This is a genomic window from Corallococcus aberystwythensis, from assembly GCF_003612165.1.
In the GTDB taxonomy this organism is placed as follows: domain Bacteria; phylum Myxococcota; class Myxococcia; order Myxococcales; family Myxococcaceae; genus Corallococcus; species Corallococcus aberystwythensis.
Map to the genome: position 1 here is coordinate 1 of NZ_RAWK01000248.1, position 14998 is coordinate 14998.

Sequence of the window (14998 nt, forward strand, 5' to 3'; positions counted from 1 at the left end):
GTCCGGGGGTCCCAGGGGGTGGGTTTCAGCGGACCGCGTTGCGGGGCGCGCCCTTGCGGCTGGGGGCCGGGGCCTTGCGCTTGGGCAGGATGCGGGTGACGGAGCCGGGGCGGCGGGCGACGGCGGCGGCGCGCTCCTTCTCCTCGGCGGCCTTCAGCGCGGCGGCGCGCACGGCCAGCTGCTCCGCCTGCTGCGCCCAGCGGCGCTTCAGCACGTCCCTGAGGCCGTCCGTCTGCAGGTCCACCTGCGCCTGGTTCAGCCGGTAGTGCAGGTCCTCGCGCAGCGTGCCCCGGGTGAGGGCGGCCATCGCCGTGCCGGAGACGCCCACCACCACCTTGGGCCGCTCCTCCTGCATCTGGAGGCAGCGCAGGATGAGGCCCTGGGCGTCGAGCGGCAGCTTCGCCACGTCCGCGATGAACAGCACGCCGTTGGGCTGCCGCAGCGCCCCGGCCAGTTCCTGCGCCTGGCGCACCTCCGTGAGCGGGACGCCGAAGTTGCGTGCGGCTTCCTCCGCCCAGGCCCTGCGCTCGTCCTCGGTGCCGCCGTGGATGAGCAGCGATGCACGGTTGGAGACGAGGTCCTCTTCTCGATAACCGCGAAGAGCCACGGGATGCCCTACCCTTCTGGGAAAGCGGGTCCTCCCAAAGTCTAACGCCCTAACGGGTCGCCTGTTCAATCCCTTACGTGCGAGAAAAAAACAGGGCCCCGTTTTATGAGAAGGCGGAGCACTGGACGCCCGTTCCCGGGTCAGGCCGAGGGCACCACCATCACGGGCCGGCGGCAGCGCAGCACCAGCTCGCGCGCCACCGCCTCCTCCAGCACGTCCGGCACGGGCTCATGACGGGCGGAGGTGCCCACGCACACCAGGTCCACGCCCTCGCGCTCCGTGGCCTGGCAGATGGCGACGGCGACGTCGTCTCCGCTGACGCCCTCCACGCTCCAGTGCACCGCCTGCGCGACCATGTCCCGGGGCACCTGCTCCCAGAGCCGCTTCAGCACGATGTCCCGCTCGCCGTCGGGCTCCGGGAGCACGCCGAGGAAGTCCCGGGGGCCCCGCTCGCGGCCCCGCAGCCGGTGCACGTGCAGCAGGTGCACGCGGCCGCCCGGGCCCACCAGCGAGCACGCCTGCGCGATGGCCTGGCCGGACGCGACGGTGAAGTCCACCGGCACCAGCGCGCTCCGGGGCGGCGGCAGGCGTCGCGGCTCGCGGACTCCGGGCGGGATGCACGCCACGGAGCGCTCCGCGTGGCGCAAGACCCCTTCCGACACGGACCCGTGCCACAGCCGCTGCACGCCGCCGCGCAGGTGCATGCCCACCACCGTCAGCTCCGCGCTGCGCGCGTGGGCCACGTGCAGCAGGTGGTCCGCCGGGCGGCCATAGCCGGGCTCCAGCACCACCTCCACGCGGCCCTCCCCCTCCAGGTCGCCCAGGCGCTCGCGCACCTCGCGGTGCAGCACGCGCTCCACCAGTGGATCCAACCCCTCCATGGTGCGCTCGCGCGCGTCCAGCCGCTCCACGTGCACGGGGGTGCGGATGCCCAGCCGCTCGCGCTCCTCCAGGGGCGAGCACACGTACGTGGCCAGCACGTCGCACCCGCCCACGCGCCGCAGCTCCCGCAGGAAGGCGATGGCCGCGTCGGACGTGGAGGACCGGGGGTCCACCCCCACCATCGCCAGCAGCCGGCGCCTGCCGCGCGCCCAGTCCAGGAGCGCCGTGTCCCGGCGCACGGCCAGCACCGGGGCGCAGCCGTGGCGGGCCAGGCGCTCCGCCAGGGACGTCTTGCGCCAGGGGGACGTGCGCCAGCCCTCCGCGGCCACCACCACCAGCCGGGCGCTGCGGCACTCCTCGTCCCCCAGCAGCGTCTCCACGGAGGCGCCCCGCTGCATGCGCGGCTCCACCGTGCCGGCCAGCGGCCTCAGGCGCGCGGCCTCCGCGGCCAGGCCCCCTTCCGCGGCGGACAGGGCGTCCGGGGCCTCCGCGTCCGGGACCTCGTCGTCCACGCCCAGCAGCAGCAGGGGCTCTCCCAGCCGGCCGGCGAGCGTCGCCGCGACGGTGGCCGCGTGCGCGGCGTCGGCGGACAGGTTGGTTGCGCAGATGATGGCCATGGCGGGGCCCCCCGGAGGAGGCGATGCCCGCTGGAGCCTCCCCTCACGGGAGAAGGATGCGCACGCCAGACACGCGGTGGCGTGACGGCGTCCGTGGCGGCCTGCCTGCCCCTCAGGGCGGGGCGCCCGGGCAGCCGGGGCCCTGGCGCAGCCCTAGTGCAGCAGTTCCTGGTGGCCGTCGTGGTTGGTGTGGTCCTGGTTCTCGCCCGCGCCGCCGCGCTGGTTCTCCCGGCCGAAGCTGGACAGGAACACCTCCTGCCCGTTGCTCGCGTAGTGGTACGGCCGGTTCCAGGGGTCCAGGGGCATGGCGTTGAGGTACTTGGGCACCAGCATCGCGTCCAGGTCTCCCTCCTCCGGCAGCTGCCCGCCGTGGTCCGCCCGGTAGCGCTCCAGCGCGCCCAGGATGACGGTGAAGTCGGCGTGGATGTGCTTCGCCTGCTCAGGGTCGCGGCGGCGGAAGGCGGTGAGCACCAGGGCCACGACGAGCGCCACCGCGAACACCACCGCCACCCAGGGCAGCGGGGAACGGCGGGACTTCCCGGGGGCGGCGGACGAGGGAGAGGTGGCGGCCATGGCACCTCCAACCTACCGCCTGGCGCGTCAGAGGGCGCGGTAAAGCGGCACCGGCTGCTGCTTGCCCTTCAGGCGCACCGGCGGCAGGTCCTCGAAGGCGGTCTCGTTCGCGTCCACCAGTTCGCGCGTGCGCTCGCCCACCAGGATCTCCCCCGGTCCGGCCAGCGCGCACAGCCGCGCGGCCACGTTCACCGCGTCGCCGATGCAGGTGTACTCGGCCCGGAGCGCGCTGCCGATGTTCCCGGACACCACCACGCCCGAGTTCAGCCCCACGCCCAGCTCCAGCACCAGGGGCCGGCCCTCGCGGCCGTGGGCGACCCACTCGGCCTCCGCGATGGCGCGCAGCTCCGCCACGGCCTCCATCATCATCTTCGCGCACTGGAGGCCCCGGAGCGCGTCGTCCGGGCGGCCCACCGGCGCGCCGAAGACGGCCATCAGCCCGTCCCCCAGGAACTTGTCCAGCGTGCCGCCGCAGGTGAGCACCGCGTCCGACAGCCGGCCCAGCACCTGGTTGAGCACCGCCACCACCTGCTCGGGGGGAAGACTCTCCGCCAGGCCGGTGAAGTTGCGGATGTCCGAGAACAGCACCGTCACCTCGCGCTTCTCGCCGGCGAGCACCGCCGCGTCCGCGCTCTTGAGGATCTCCTCCACCACCGCGTCGGACGTGTAGCGCGCGAACAGCTTGCGCATGCGCTCCGTCTCGTCCGTGCGGCGCACCACGCTCTCGATGCGCGCCGCCAGTTCGTCCATGGACGCGGACTTGTTCACGTAGTCGTCCGCGCCCGCGCGCAGGCCGCGCACGCGCTCCGCCTCGCGGTCATTGGCGGTGAGCATGATGACGGGGATGGTGCTGCGCGGGCCCTCCTTCAGCCGCCGGCACAGCTCCACGCCGTCCAGCCCCGGCATCTCCAGGTCGCTCAGCACGATGGCCGCCTGCAGCCGCCCCATGCCCTCCAGCGCCTCGTACGGGTCCTGGAAGCAGAGGACCTCGTAGCCCAGCGCCACCAGCCCCTCCTGCACGAACGCGCACGCCAGGGGGCTGTCGTCCACCACCACCACGCGGCGGCGCCCCTCCGTCGCGGGGCGCGGCATGTCCTGCCGGCCGACGATGCGGTTCTGCACGCCCAGCGCTTCGTAGATCTGCTTGTACGTGCAGTGGCCCAGCTCGACGAGGATCTCCCCCAGCCGCCGCCCGTCGCGCCGCTGCCGCGCCAGGGCCTCGTCCAGCTGCGCGAGCGTCACGTACTTGAGCCCCACCAGCAGCTCACCCAGCGGCGGCTGCGCGGGCCCCTTCTCCTGGTTCAGGCCCAGGGCCTCTCCCAGCGCGTCTTGAATCTGCTCGCGTGACACGTAGCCCAGGGAGATGAGCGCCTCGCCCACGCGCTGCCCGGTGAGGGCCTGCAGCGCGAGCGCTTCCTGCACCTGCCCCGGCGTGACGATTCCCAGCTTGAGCAACAGGTCACCGAAGAGGGGGTTCGAAGCACTCACGCGGCAATCTCCGTCCCCCTGGCGACTACTGGACCGGGAGCGAAACACGGGTGGCCCGGCGCACACCCTGCCCCGGAGCGTAGCGCAACCCCGGGCGCCGCGAACCCCTCCCCCCGGACAGGGACGTTTCCCAGGGCCCGCGCACTACCCCTCGCGGTGCGCCTGGCCCGCTTGCAGCAGCGCGTCGAAAGTGGACGTGAACTCCTCCGGGAACGACTGCTTGAGGTTGTTGAGGATGCGGTCGAAGTCCTCCGGCGTCTCCGCCCAGCTCGCCTCGCGCGACAGGTTCACCAGCGCCACGTAGGTGCTGTGGGCGGGATCCTCCGCGCCCGCGCCCATCGTGGACAGCAGCTCGTAGGCCTCGTGCCCCGAGATGCCGTAGGCCTGGAGCATCTTCACCGTCGCGTCCAGGTTCAGCCCGTTGCCGGAGCCGTCCGTCAAGAGCCACGGGTACTGCTGGGCCAGCTTCTGCACGTCCTCCGCCGGGATGCCCAGCTCCTGCGTGAGCTCCTGGATGCGCTCGCCGTCCGCGTCGCGCAGCGTCTCGTTGAGCGCGGGGTCGATGCCGATGGCCTCCAGGTACTTCTCGCGCGCGTCGTCCAGCTTGCCCGCTTCGATGAAGCCCGCGGTCAGCTCGCCGATGACGGTGATGGCCGCGCCGATGCCGTTGATGAGCAGGCCCACGGGGGCCCCCGGCGTCAGCTCGATGGCGCTTCCCAGCGCGCTCACCGCGTCACCCAGCGCGGCGACGAGGTAGCCCGGGTTGTTGTCCTGGACGAACTGGTTCAAGTGCAGGCCCAGTGACGCCGCGTTGGCCACCAGCCCCAGCGCCGGCGCCAGCTTCGCCGCGAAGGACGCGCCCTGCGCCACGTCCCCCGCGATGGCCATGGACTGGAGGACGCTGGCGGTCAGCCGCGCGCCGCTCTCGCCCGCGCTCGCCAGGTTCTTCACCACGCCCAGGAAGTCGCCCTCCTTGCCGGCCTGGATGGCGCCCACCGCGCCGAAGGCGATGCCCGCGGCCGTCAGGCCCTTGAGGAGCGGGCTCGCCTGGTCCCACTTGCCCGCCAGCTGCTGGAGCCGGTCGAAGTTGCCAGCCCGCGCGAGCTTGATGGCCTCCAGGCCGTCCTTGATGTCGGAGAACGCGGAGGCCCCCGCCCCGCCCGCCTTCTTCAACGGGTCGAGCAGCGCCTCCAGCTGCGCGAGCGCCGCGTCCGGGTCCTGCGTCGCCAGCAGCTGCGAGGCCGCGTTGGGGACGCCCGTCTCCAATATCTTCTTCGCGAAGTCCTCGCCCCAGCCCGCGGCCACCTGGCCCATGGGACTGGACGGATCCGCCAGGTACTTCGCGCCCAGCTCCACGGCCAGCGCGGCGTGGGGCGAGTCCGCGAGCAGCTCCAGCCCCTTGCGCAGCACGGCCCCGTCCTCTTCGGGGTTCGCGTACGCGGCGGCCTCCAGCACGCCCGCGTTGTCCTCGATGGCCTGGGCGAGCTTCGCGGCCGTGGCCTCCAGCGTGTCGTAGGCGCCCTTGTTCTCCGGGTCGTTGCGGAACGCGTCGATGTACGCCTGCTTCTGCTCGGGGGTGAGCGTGTCCCCCAGGCCCGCGAGCTGCTGGGCGAGGAACTCGTCCTTCTTGCGAGCCTCCTCCAGCGCGTCCTCGTATTCGGAGGTGGCGCCCTCCACCTCCGCGAGCGCCGCGTCCGCGCCCTCCGGACGCTGCGCGGGCGTCACGTCCAGCGCCGCCAGCACGGGCTCCCAAACGTATGGCGAGGCCTGGCTCATGGCCTGGAGGCCGGCCTGGGTGAGCGTGCCCGCGTCGAGCGCCGCCTGGAGGCCGTTCGTGAGGGCCTCACGCTGTTCGGCGGTGCCCCGGAACTCGCCGTTGATGTTGATGAAGAGCCCCTCCATGCCCGTGACCACGTTCTGGAGCATGCCCTCCGAGCCGCCCTCCGCCATCAGGCCGATGAGGGCCGCCTGGAAGTCCGGATCGTTCGCGTGCTGCTGGAGCATGTCCGCGGCGAGGGTGGGCTGGCTCAGGTAATGCGCCTGCTGGAGCTGCGCGTAGCAGGCCTCCGCCTGCGCGACGGACTCCGGGTTCAGCTCACGCGGTGCTTCGGTGGCCGCCGTGGCGGAGGTGTTGGCGCCCTCCACGGGCGCGTCCGCCACCAGCATCTGCTGGAGCGAAGGCGACACCTTCGCCTGGGCGAGCGCGGCCTGCCGCTCCGCGGAGCCCGGGGGCGTGGAGAAGATGCGCGCCGCCTGCGTCGCGGGCAGCGAGCCCACCTGCTGGTACTGCGGCTGCGCGCGCTGGTAGTCCGCCAGCGAGGCGTAGCTCTGCTGGGAGGCCGGGTCGAAGACACGCTCGCCCTGGCGCACCACCACGTGCCCCGTCTGTCCTTCCGCGCCGGGACGCGCGTCCTTCAGGAACACCAGCTCACTGCGCGCACGCAGCTGCGGGCTGGCCGTCTCCACCCAATCCGCCGCGCGGTCCAGGCAGTTGACGCTGCCATCCCGGGTGTCTTCGTTCAGCAGCGACGTCGCGGGCGCCGTGCCGGGGCCGGCATCCAGCCGGGGCTTGCGCGCGTCCGCCTTCGGCGCGTCGAAGCTCGAGGCGCCCGGGGTGGCGTGCTTCACGGTGTTGGCCGCCGCCTTCGCCGCGGCCTCCGCTGCCTTGCGAGCAGCCTCCGCGGCTGCCTTCGCCGCCGCCTCCGCCGCCCTGCGTGCCGCCTCCGCCGCCGCGTTGGACGCCGTGGAGTTGCCCGAGCCGTTGACCGCCATGTCCCGCTCCCGCTGTCGAAGTGCCTCTGAACAGGAGGTATCGGGAGGACCGGCCCGGAAGTTCCGTCAGGCTCTCATTTCCTGAAAAAACGCACCGTCAGTGTTGGAACACGCGGCCGAAGGCGAGGACGATCTCCAGGATGATCAACGCGACGATCATCACCTCCAGGACGTGGGAGCGGTCGATGTCCACCTCGCCCTTGAGCAGCCCATACGTCTGCGCGAGCAGCTGCTGCTTGCGCGTGACGGAGGCCTGCCACGCGGGGATGCGCAGGCGGCGCACGGCGCCCTCGTAGACCTTGGCCAGATAGAAGTCGCCGATGATCTTGAGGCTGTTCTCCACGCGCTCCACGAACTCGTTGAGGTCCACGAGCGTGCCCAGCGTCTCGCGCGCGAGGTTGCGGTATGGGCTGCGGAACAGCGTGAGCCAGCCGGGCTTGCGCGCCTGCACCTCGTCATGGATGCGCGCGATGTGCTTGTCCAACCGCTCGTCGTAGTAACGGAACTCCAACAGCTGCGCGTTGGCGATCTCCAACAGGTCCGGGATGTCTCGTGAGCCGGACGGCTCGTAGACGAACGCGCTGTTCCAATCCACGACGACCAGGTCATGGGCGGTGTAGCTGAAGCGCACCTGGGTGACGGCCTCGCGCTCGCGCGGCGCCAGCGGCGCGGCGGTGCTCTCCCCCAACAACAGCCGTGCGATGTCCGCGCGCTGGAACAGCTCCTCCGCGGAGGGATTGCCCTGGATGCGCTCGGCGAAGATGACGGTGTAGCTCTCGCTCTGGTCCCAGAGGTGCGGCCCCTGCACGGCGGTGGCGATGGTGCGGCGCACGCCCTCCACCAGCTCTTGCGCCAGGTCGTCCAGGGCCTGGCTGTCGTAGAGCTCGTCCGCGACATGGGTGAGGGTTTCCCAGGTGGTGCCGGGAGCGACGGGGACGCGAAGGATGATGGACGCGGCGCCGTGGTCGAACAGGCGCGCGGTGGCGTCCACCGTGACGGGACCGCCGCGCAGCGCGAGCGCCCTGCGGCCCAGCTCATAGGCCACGGGAGGGTTGGGCAGTTGGATGTACTGGCTGTTCTCGCGCGACAGCTTCAAGCGGCGCGAGTCCTCCGACAGCGCCTTGCGCGCGCGCTCCAGGTCGATCTCCTCCGCGATGTCGAACGTGCGGTAGCAGAGGATGTGGGCCTGTTCGAAGAGCAGCGTCATTTCCGCGGACACGGACATGGTGCGCGGAAGACTACTCGACGTCCTCCCACAGGACCTTGAGTTCCAGGGGAAGCGCCTCGAATGGCTCCGCGTGGACGATTCGCCCGTCCTCGTAGCCCGCCAGATAGGCGTAGTACGGCCCCTGAAGACGGAAGACCTCCAGGGTACGCATATGAGGCGCCGGATCCACCAACCACACGTGCCTCACTCCGGCACGAGCATAGGCCGCCAGTTTCCGGCCCCGGTCGAGGTTGTGGGTTTCCGGCGAGAGCACCTCACACACCCACTCGGGTGCGAGCGTGAGGGCGGCAACGGAAGGCAGTTTCTGCATGCGCTCTCGGCGCCAACCTGTCAGGTCCGGCACCAGGACGTCGGCTCCCAGGTGCAGCCTGGGTTCGATGAGAAAGATCCAATCCCCGGACCTTCGGCCCGTCCGCCCGAAGGCGCTCATGAGCTCCCCCGCCAGCACGGACTTCGCCAGCGCCTGGGGAGCCGCGGGCCTGGGACTCACGTAGGACTTCCCAGCGACAACCTCTCCCTCGCTGCTCGATGGAAACGCTTCGGCTCTGGCGGTCGGCTCCATGACCGGGCCTTATAACCTATCAGGTAGGAAACCTCACGGGCAACCTACAGCGTCCCCGGCGGCCGGGAGCCCCGGAAGGGCCCTCCGGCCTGAAACACCGCCGGATGTTTCACTCAGTCGCCGCCGCCCTCGGGCAGCTTGATGCCAATGCCACCGGGGCCCGGGCCGTTGTCCGGCAGGTTGCCCATGTGGCCCGGCGTGGGCACCGGACGGTCCCCCGCCTGACGCTTGTTCTTCTGTTCGTCTTCTGGAAGCTGCGGTTCCTTCCGGGGGCTTTCGTGCTCACCCATGGTGGCTCCTTCGCGCGTTGAGAGGGTTTGGCCTCTCCCAAGCTAGGGAGCCCGCGCCCCCGCGTGCACCCCGCTCCCTCCCGCCCGCGGAGCATGCGGGCGCACGAGCGGCGCGCCTCAGGTGCCCCGGGGCTTCGCGGGCGGCGTCAGCGACGTGCGCACGTCCCACAGCTCCGGGAAGAAGCGCAGGTCCAGCGCCTTGCGCAGGAAGCCCACGCCGGACGAGCCGCCCGTGCCCTGCTTGAAGCCGATGATGCGCATCACCGTCATCATGTGCCGGTAGCGCCAGAGCTGGAACCGCTCCTCCGTGTCCACCAGCTTCTCGCACATCTCATACGCATCCCAGTGCTTCTCGGCGTCCGAGTAGATGCGCCGGAACACCTCCATCACCTGGGCGCTCTTCTCATACGGCTGACGCCAGTCGCGCTCCACGTGGCTTCTGGGAATGTCGTGGCCCATGCGCGACAGGTGGCGCAGGAATTCGTCGTAGATGCCTGGCGACTCCAGCAGGCGGTCCAGCTCCGCGTGCACGCCTGGCACGTGCTTGAAGGGGCCCGTGGCCGCCTCGTCCTTGTTGCCCAACAGGAACTCCAGCGCCCGGTACTGGAAGCTCTGGAAGCCTGACGCGTGGCCCAGCGTGTCGCGGAACTCCAGGTACTCGTTGGGCGTGAGCGTCTCCAGCACGCTCCACTGCTCGAAGAGCATCCGCTGGATGTGCGCGACGCGCGCGAAGATCTTGAAGGACGGCTCCAGCCGGTCCGCCTGGATGTAGCGGATGCAGGCGGACAGCTCGTGGATGAGCAGCTTCATCCACAGCTCGCTCGTCTGATGCTGGACGATGAACAACAACTCGTCGTGATGGGGAGGCTGGGAACGGGGCACCTGCGCGGACAACAGCCGGTCCAGTTGCAGGTAATCACCATAGGTCGTCCGGCCCGCGAGGTCCGTGACGATTCCAGGCTCCAGGTCGCGTTTGTTCATGGCCCGGGCACTCATGCACACCAACCCCCTCGCGGCGCAAGCACATCCTCCGCGCGGTCAATCCTGCCACGTGCTTCCTGACGGAAGGACGCGGTCCACCACCTCTGCCCGGGCCGGGGCAACTGTACTGCTTAAGCGTTCTTCTGAGCGGCTTCCGCGAGCGCCTTGGAGGCGGCGCGGCCACGGGGCAGCTTGATGTCCTCCACGCTGTTGGGCTCGGCGTAGTCGGACCACGCGGAGGGACGGCGGTTGGTCTTCTCCAGCATGCGCAGCTTCTGGTAGTGCGCGGCGCAGTAGCCCTTGGTGCGGCTGGGCTTGCCGCAGCCATTGATGGCGCACTCACGGGCGCCGCCTTCCGCCGCCGCCGGCTTGCGGCCCCGGCGCTTGCCACCCGACGCCGCCACCGGAGCGCTCACCGCGGCGCGACCCGCCGGACGGCCCACGGGACGACGGCCCGGCTTGCCCGCCGCGGGCGCGTTCGCGCCGAAGAGGGGGCCCACCACCTGAGCCAGGGGCGCCAGACGCTCGGCCACATTGCGCAGCGCATCCAGGTCCGCCGTGCCCGCCTCCAGACGAGACACCACGTCGCGCAGGGGCTTGAGCTGCACTTCAATTTCGTTGCGAATCATCTCGCGGAACGCCTTGTCAACTGACATTTCGAACAATCCTCGGTTTAAGGGGGGAGCATTGCATTGGCGTGAACCGGCACGCGGGACTACCAATACCTCCCAGAAAGGCAATTGTCGAAGGAAGCGATAAAAAGTTGTGACGCCACTGCGTATCAGCAGGTGAGAAAGGCCCGGGAAATGGGGCTCGGCGGCGCTTTCAGGCGCTTCTCACGCATCCCAATGCAGGGGTTCCAACAACGTTCCGCGACTGGAGGCAGGGGGGTGCTGCGAGCGATCCAGCAGTTCCTCGTACGTCAGTGCGAGGTCGTGTCCCAGTTCCGCCAATTCCTCCGCGTCCAGGGATGCGGACAGCCGTGGAAGCACCTCGTGTTCCGTGGCTTGCACATGCGCCACGACCCTGTCCTCCAGCGTGAAGAGGCGTGCCTGCCACTCGACGCCGCGAGGTGTCAGCTCCTGCAATTCCTCCATCAGCTCGCGCAGGGTGAGGTGGTCCTCCGCCTCCTCGCGGGCGCGGGTGCGGCCCTCCACGCGGGTCAGCAGCGGCTGGAGACAGCGCTCCTCCAGACGGGAGTGCAGGCGCAGGAGGCGGGAGAGGGTCTCCTGACCGTCCGCCAGGTCCTCCACGTCTGACTCCGAAGCCAGCCGCTCCAGCAGTTCCTCCAGTTCATGGTGTTGTTGCAGGAGGATTTCGAACGGGCCGGCCATGCACCCAAGCATCAGCACGGCCCCGGGGGCAGACAACCGCACCCGTCCCGCCGCCGTGAAAGCCAGCCTGCTGGCGTGCATGCCCTTTTCCGGTGATGGCGGCGGTGGAGCCCCTGCCCGCCCGCCTGCTACCAGGGTGCCAGCCCACGAGGGCGGCTGCATCTTGGCTCCACCGTGGAAAACCCATTCGCCAGCGTCCGACAGACCGTCTTCCGTTTCGCGGAGCGCGGTGCCGCCCTGTCCGCGCGTTATCACCGCGCCCGGCTGATGGGTGCTGAACATCTGCCCAGGCAGGGGCCGTTGCTGCTCGTAGGGAACCACGGTGTCTGGGGATACGAGACCCCCGCCTTCTTCCACCTGCTGCACCAGGCCACGGGGCGCTATCCGCTGGGGCTCGCGGAGCGGGGATTCTTCAAGATTCCCCTCGTGCGCACGGTGTTGCCCTGGCTGGGCGGCGTGGAGGGGACGAAGGAGAACGCGCTCCGGTCGCTCCAGGAGGGACAGCTCGTCGTCTGTTATCCGGGCGGCGCGCGGGAGACCTTCAAACGCAGCCAGGGCCGCTACCGCCTGCGGTGGGAGCGTGCGCTGGGCTTTGTCCGGCTGGCCATGCAGGCCGGGGTGCCGGTGGTGCCCTTCGCGGGTTTTGGGGTGGATGACACCTTCTTCTGGCCTCCGGACGAGGACCGCTGGTGCCTGCGCCTGGCCGCGGAGGATAAATACCGCATGCCCCTGGTGATGGGATTGGGTCCACTTCCGCTGCCGGTCCAGCTCACCTTCGCCGTGGGTGAACCCCATGAACCGCCGCCGTCGGGTGCGTCGGAGTCGCGCGTGCGGGCCTTCCGCGACCGCGTGGCCGCCAGCGTCCGGCGCCTGCTCCTGAGGGCCTGCCATGCTTGACGCCCCCGCCAGCCATGCCGTTGCGCCCAAGCCCCGGGTACCGCCGCTGGTCCCGGACGTGGAAGACATCCAGCAGGGCTATGAACAGCTGGAGTGCGAGGAGCGCGTCGTCCGGGGCACGCCGGTGCGGCTGTTCACCTTTCCCAAGGGCAACAGGGATGTATCACGCACGGTGCTCTGTCTTCCGGGGCTGGGCGCCAGTGGCCGCTCCTTCGCGCCCATGGAGCCGCTGGCCCAGGCGTGGAACCTCCTGTTGTGGACGCCGCCCCTGAAGACGCCCGCGACGCATACGCCGTTGCAGTGGAACCTGTCGGTGCTCAACCACCCGGAGGCGCGGCTTCCGGAGCGCTTCGCGTTGATGGGGTCTTCCTATGGAAGCCTGGTGTCCATCGCGTATGCGTTGGAGCACCCGGAGCGGGTGAAGGCGCTGGTGCTGGTGTCGCCGGTGGCCAGCGTGCGCAAGGTGCGGCGGCTGGCGTTGACGCTGTCCACGCTGGTGCGGGCGCCCGGGCCGCTGGCGTATGTGTTCGCGCCCACGGTGGCCCGCATCCTGGGGGGCCGGTGGCTGCCGCCGGAGGGGCGGGCGGAGATTGTCCGCGAGGCCCGGCGCCTGTCGTCGCTGGAGCTGATGCGGCGGCTGCGCGACATCCTGGCCGCGGACTTCCTGCACCGGCTGCGGGAGCTGCGCGTGCCCACGCTCATCATCGAGGGAGGCCGCGACCTGCTGGTGCCGCCCGCGGCCGCGCGCGACGTGGCGGAGCACGTGCCGGGCGCCCGGCTGGAGTTCCTGGAGGCGGCCAGTCACCTGCCGTACATGAGCCACCCGGAAGCGTTCAATGAACGCGTGTCCGACTTCCTGTCGCGGCACCCTGACTGAACAGTCGCTATTTCTATCGTCGGGGGAACACAATCGTATGACGACCGCCGCCGATCAGCTGTCCCGTTCCGCGCTGCTGTTCCTGTCGCGTCAGTCCAACCTCAAGGACGTGGCCACGCGGCTCAAACCCTTTCGCCAGCTGGCGTCCCGCTTCATCGCGGGGGAGACGCTGGAGGAGGCGGTGGAGGCGGTGAAGGCCCTCACCGCGAAGGGATTGACGGCCAGCTTCGACCATCTCAACGAAGCGGTGCGGACGCCCCAGGAGACGCGCGACGAGGTGCGGCAGTATCAGCGGCTGCTCGCGCGCATCGACCAGGTGGGCGTGAAGGCCAACGTGTCGCTGAAGCTCACGCAGTGCGGTGTGTTGTTCGACCGGAACCTGGCCCTGCAGAACGCGCGGGCGGTGGTGGCGGACGCGGCGGCGCGGGACTCCTTCGTGCGCGTGGACATGGAGGAGAGCGCCGTCACGCAGGTGACCCTGGACATCGTGCGGGATTTGCACTCGGAGTTCGGTGAGACGCACGTGGGCGCGGTGCTCCAGAGCTACTTGAAGCGCACGGAGGAGGACGCGAAGGCCCTGTGCGCCGAGCGCGTCCGCATCCGGCTGTGCAAGGGGGCCTACCTGGAGGGTCCGGACGTGGCCTTCCCGGACAAGAAGGACGTGGACGCGAACTTCGTGCGCTGCATGCACATCCTGTTGGACAGCGGCGTGTATCACGGCATCGCCACGCATGATGAGCGGATGGTGGACGCCACGCTGGAGTACGCCGCGCGCCAGCATCTGCCCAAGGGCGCCTTCGAATTCCAGATGCTGTATGGCATCCGGCGCGACCTGCAGGAGCGGCTGGCGAAGGAAGGCCATCCGGTGCGTGTCTATGTCCCGTATGGGAAGCACTGGTATCCGTATTTCATGCGCAGGCTGGCGGAGCGTCCGGCCAACCTGTGGTTCGTGATGCGCAACCTGATGAAGGGATGAGCGATGAGGAACCCGTACGCCGCCGCGTATGTCGCCGGGGCCGTGGGCACCGGCGCCCTGGGAATCCTGGTCAGCGTGCGCAACGCCACGCTGGGCCACCCGCCGCCCTACGCCGCGCGCCACATCGCCCGGCAGGTGCTGAGCCGGCTGTTCGGCCGGTGGATGTCCCGGCGGGAGGCGTCGCGCTGGGCCTTCGCGCTGCGCGCGGGCTACGGCCCCCTGCTGGGGATGGGCTGGGGCCTGGTGCGGATGCGCACGTCGAAGTGGCCCCTGGTGGGCAGCGGCGTCCTGCTGGGCCTGGGCGTGCTGGCGTTCGAGCGGATGGCCTTCCCCCTCTTCAAGGCGACGGCGCTGGCGAACACCTGGTCGCGCGCGGAGCATGTCTGGCTGTTCGCGCAGACGGCGCTGTTCGGCGTCGTCACCGAGGCGACGCTGCGGCAGCTGGTGAAGTAGGCCGTTTCCAGAAGTGGGACGGCCGTTCCCAGTTCCGGTCAGGCCTCCGGGCGGCGCGCCCCGCCCGGCAGGGGAAGGCCGCGCGTGGCATCCTCATTGCTTTACGGGTGCCTTCGTCCCCCCACCCCTGACAGGTCCATGCTCTTGCACGAAGTCCGGCGCGCGTTGCGCTCGATGGCCCGGGAGAAGCTCTTCACCGCGGTCGTCGTCACGACGCTCGCGCTCACCATTGGCGCGACCACGGCGGTCTTCAGCATCGTGTATCCGGTGCTCTGGCAGCCCCTGCCGTACCCGGAGCCGGAGCAGCTGGTCCGCCTCTTCCAGACGACGGTCCCCGGCGCGGGGGCGGGACCCCACAAGGACCGCACCCGTGTGAGCCTTCCGGTGTGGAACGCGTGGCGGGAAGGGGCGCGGGGCTTCTCCGGCATCGAGGGCGTCCGGGTGGAGAAGCAGCTGCTGGG

15 protein-coding genes and 1 pseudogene are annotated in these 14998 nt (G+C 70.4%); 5 read left to right on the forward strand and 11 right to left on the reverse strand.

What is annotated here, in order from left to right:
• Positions 1-25: 25 nt before the first annotated feature.
• From D7W81_RS31810 to D7W81_RS31855, 11 genes are all read right to left on the reverse strand, one after another.
• Positions 26-607, reverse strand: coding sequence for a sigma 54-interacting transcriptional regulator (locus tag D7W81_RS31810; protein WP_120559163.1), 582 nt, complete (start codon positions 605-607; stop codon positions 26-28).
• Between the two features lie 140 nt (positions 608-747).
• On the reverse strand, positions 748-2106 hold the full coding sequence (locus D7W81_RS31815; RefSeq protein WP_120559164.1) for a universal stress protein: 1359 nt from the start codon (positions 2104-2106) through the stop codon (positions 748-750).
• A gap of 153 nt (positions 2107-2259) precedes the next feature.
• On the reverse strand, positions 2260-2679 hold the full coding sequence (locus D7W81_RS31820) for a type II secretion system protein GspG (RefSeq protein WP_120559165.1): 420 nt from the start codon (positions 2677-2679) through the stop codon (positions 2260-2262).
• A 27-nt stretch (positions 2680-2706) separates the two neighbouring features.
• Positions 2707-4167 carry an adenylate/guanylate cyclase domain-containing protein gene (locus tag D7W81_RS31825; RefSeq protein WP_120559166.1) on the reverse strand — a complete coding sequence of 487 codons (1461 nt, stop codon included), beginning with the start codon at positions 4165-4167 and terminating at the stop codon, positions 2707-2709.
• A gap of 144 nt (positions 4168-4311) precedes the next feature.
• Positions 4312-6939: a hypothetical protein gene (locus D7W81_RS42565; RefSeq protein ID WP_158621738.1), complete on the reverse strand. Its 2628-nt coding sequence runs from the start codon at positions 6937-6939 to the stop codon at positions 4312-4314.
• 97 nt (positions 6940-7036) lie between these two features.
• Positions 7037-8164, reverse strand: coding sequence for a hypothetical protein (locus D7W81_RS31835; RefSeq protein ID WP_120559167.1), 1128 nt, complete (start codon positions 8162-8164; stop codon positions 7037-7039).
• 13 nt (positions 8165-8177) lie between these two features.
• Positions 8178-8729: a Uma2 family endonuclease gene (locus D7W81_RS31840; RefSeq protein WP_120559168.1), complete on the reverse strand. Its 552-nt coding sequence runs from the start codon at positions 8727-8729 to the stop codon at positions 8178-8180.
• Positions 8730-8842: 113 nt separating this feature from the next.
• Positions 8843-9019: a hypothetical protein gene (locus D7W81_RS42570; protein ID WP_158621739.1), complete on the reverse strand. Its 177-nt coding sequence runs from the start codon at positions 9017-9019 to the stop codon at positions 8843-8845.
• A 117-nt stretch (positions 9020-9136) separates the two neighbouring features.
• Positions 9137-10000, reverse strand: coding sequence for a tryptophan 2,3-dioxygenase (locus D7W81_RS31845; protein ID WP_120559169.1), 864 nt, complete (start codon positions 9998-10000; stop codon positions 9137-9139).
• 131 nt (positions 10001-10131) lie between these two features.
• Positions 10132-10656 carry a cell wall protein gene (locus D7W81_RS31850; protein ID WP_120559170.1) on the reverse strand — a complete coding sequence of 175 codons (525 nt, stop codon included), beginning with the start codon at positions 10654-10656 and terminating at the stop codon, positions 10132-10134.
• 180 nt (positions 10657-10836) lie between these two features.
• Positions 10837-11334, reverse strand: a complete 498-nt coding sequence (locus tag D7W81_RS31855; protein WP_244227555.1) for a hemerythrin domain-containing protein — start codon at positions 11332-11334, stop codon at positions 10837-10839.
• A 174-nt stretch (positions 11335-11508) separates the two neighbouring features.
• Here D7W81_RS31855 and D7W81_RS31860 point away from each other — a divergent pair, with 174 nt between their 5' ends.
• From D7W81_RS31860 to D7W81_RS31880, 5 genes and pseudogenes are all read left to right on the forward strand, one after another.
• Positions 11509-12231, forward strand: coding sequence for a lysophospholipid acyltransferase family protein (locus tag D7W81_RS31860; protein ID WP_120559171.1), 723 nt, complete (start codon positions 11509-11511; stop codon positions 12229-12231).
• Positions 12224-13108 (forward strand): alpha/beta fold hydrolase, encoded by an 885-nt coding sequence (locus D7W81_RS31865; RefSeq protein ID WP_120559172.1) that lies wholly within the window; start codon positions 12224-12226, stop codon positions 13106-13108. The genes D7W81_RS31860 and D7W81_RS31865 overlap by 8 nt, the downstream gene beginning before the upstream one ends.
• Positions 13109-13145: 37 nt before the next feature.
• Positions 13146-14084: a proline dehydrogenase family protein gene (locus D7W81_RS31870; RefSeq protein ID WP_120559173.1), complete on the forward strand. Its 939-nt coding sequence runs from the start codon at positions 13146-13148 to the stop codon at positions 14082-14084.
• A 3-nt stretch (positions 14085-14087) separates the two neighbouring features.
• A complete protein-coding gene (locus D7W81_RS31875; RefSeq protein WP_120559174.1) occupies positions 14088-14537 on the forward strand; it encodes a hypothetical protein in 450 nt (149 codons plus the stop codon).
• 138 nt (positions 14538-14675) lie between these two features.
• Positions 14676-14998: pseudogene (locus D7W81_RS31880) on the forward strand (ABC transporter permease); the annotation flags it as partial.

Bases quoted from the DNA above. Each gene is read 5' to 3' on its own strand.
- D7W81_RS31815 (WP_120559164.1), bottom strand. From the start codon at position 2,106: ATGGCCATCATCTGCGCAACCAACCTGTCCGCCGACGCCGCGCACGCG.
- D7W81_RS31820 (WP_120559165.1), bottom strand. From the start codon at position 2,679: ATGGCCGCCACCTCTCCCTCGTCCGCCGCCCCCGGGAAGTCCCGCCGT.
- D7W81_RS42565 (WP_158621738.1), bottom strand. From the start codon at position 6,939: ATGGCGGTCAACGGCTCGGGCAACTCCACGGCGTCCAACGCGGCGGCG.
- D7W81_RS31835 (WP_120559167.1), bottom strand. From the start codon at position 8,164: ATGTCCGTGTCCGCGGAAATGACGCTGCTCTTCGAACAGGCCCACATC.
- D7W81_RS31840 (WP_120559168.1), bottom strand. From the start codon at position 8,729: ATGGAGCCGACCGCCAGAGCCGAAGCGTTTCCATCGAGCAGCGAGGGA.
- D7W81_RS42570 (WP_158621739.1), bottom strand. From the start codon at position 9,019: ATGGGTGAGCACGAAAGCCCCCGGAAGGAACCGCAGCTTCCAGAAGAC.
- D7W81_RS31845 (WP_120559169.1), bottom strand. From the start codon at position 10,000: ATGAACAAACGCGACCTGGAGCCTGGAATCGTCACGGACCTCGCGGGC.
- D7W81_RS31850 (WP_120559170.1), bottom strand. From the start codon at position 10,656: ATGTCAGTTGACAAGGCGTTCCGCGAGATGATTCGCAACGAAATTGAA.
- D7W81_RS31855 (WP_244227555.1), bottom strand. From the start codon at position 11,334: ATGGCCGGCCCGTTCGAAATCCTCCTGCAACAACACCATGAACTGGAG.
- D7W81_RS31865 (WP_120559172.1), top strand. From the start codon at position 12,224: ATGCTTGACGCCCCCGCCAGCCATGCCGTTGCGCCCAAGCCCCGGGTA.
- D7W81_RS31870 (WP_120559173.1), top strand. From the start codon at position 13,146: ATGACGACCGCCGCCGATCAGCTGTCCCGTTCCGCGCTGCTGTTCCTG.
- D7W81_RS31875 (WP_120559174.1), top strand. From the start codon at position 14,088: ATGAGGAACCCGTACGCCGCCGCGTATGTCGCCGGGGCCGTGGGCACC.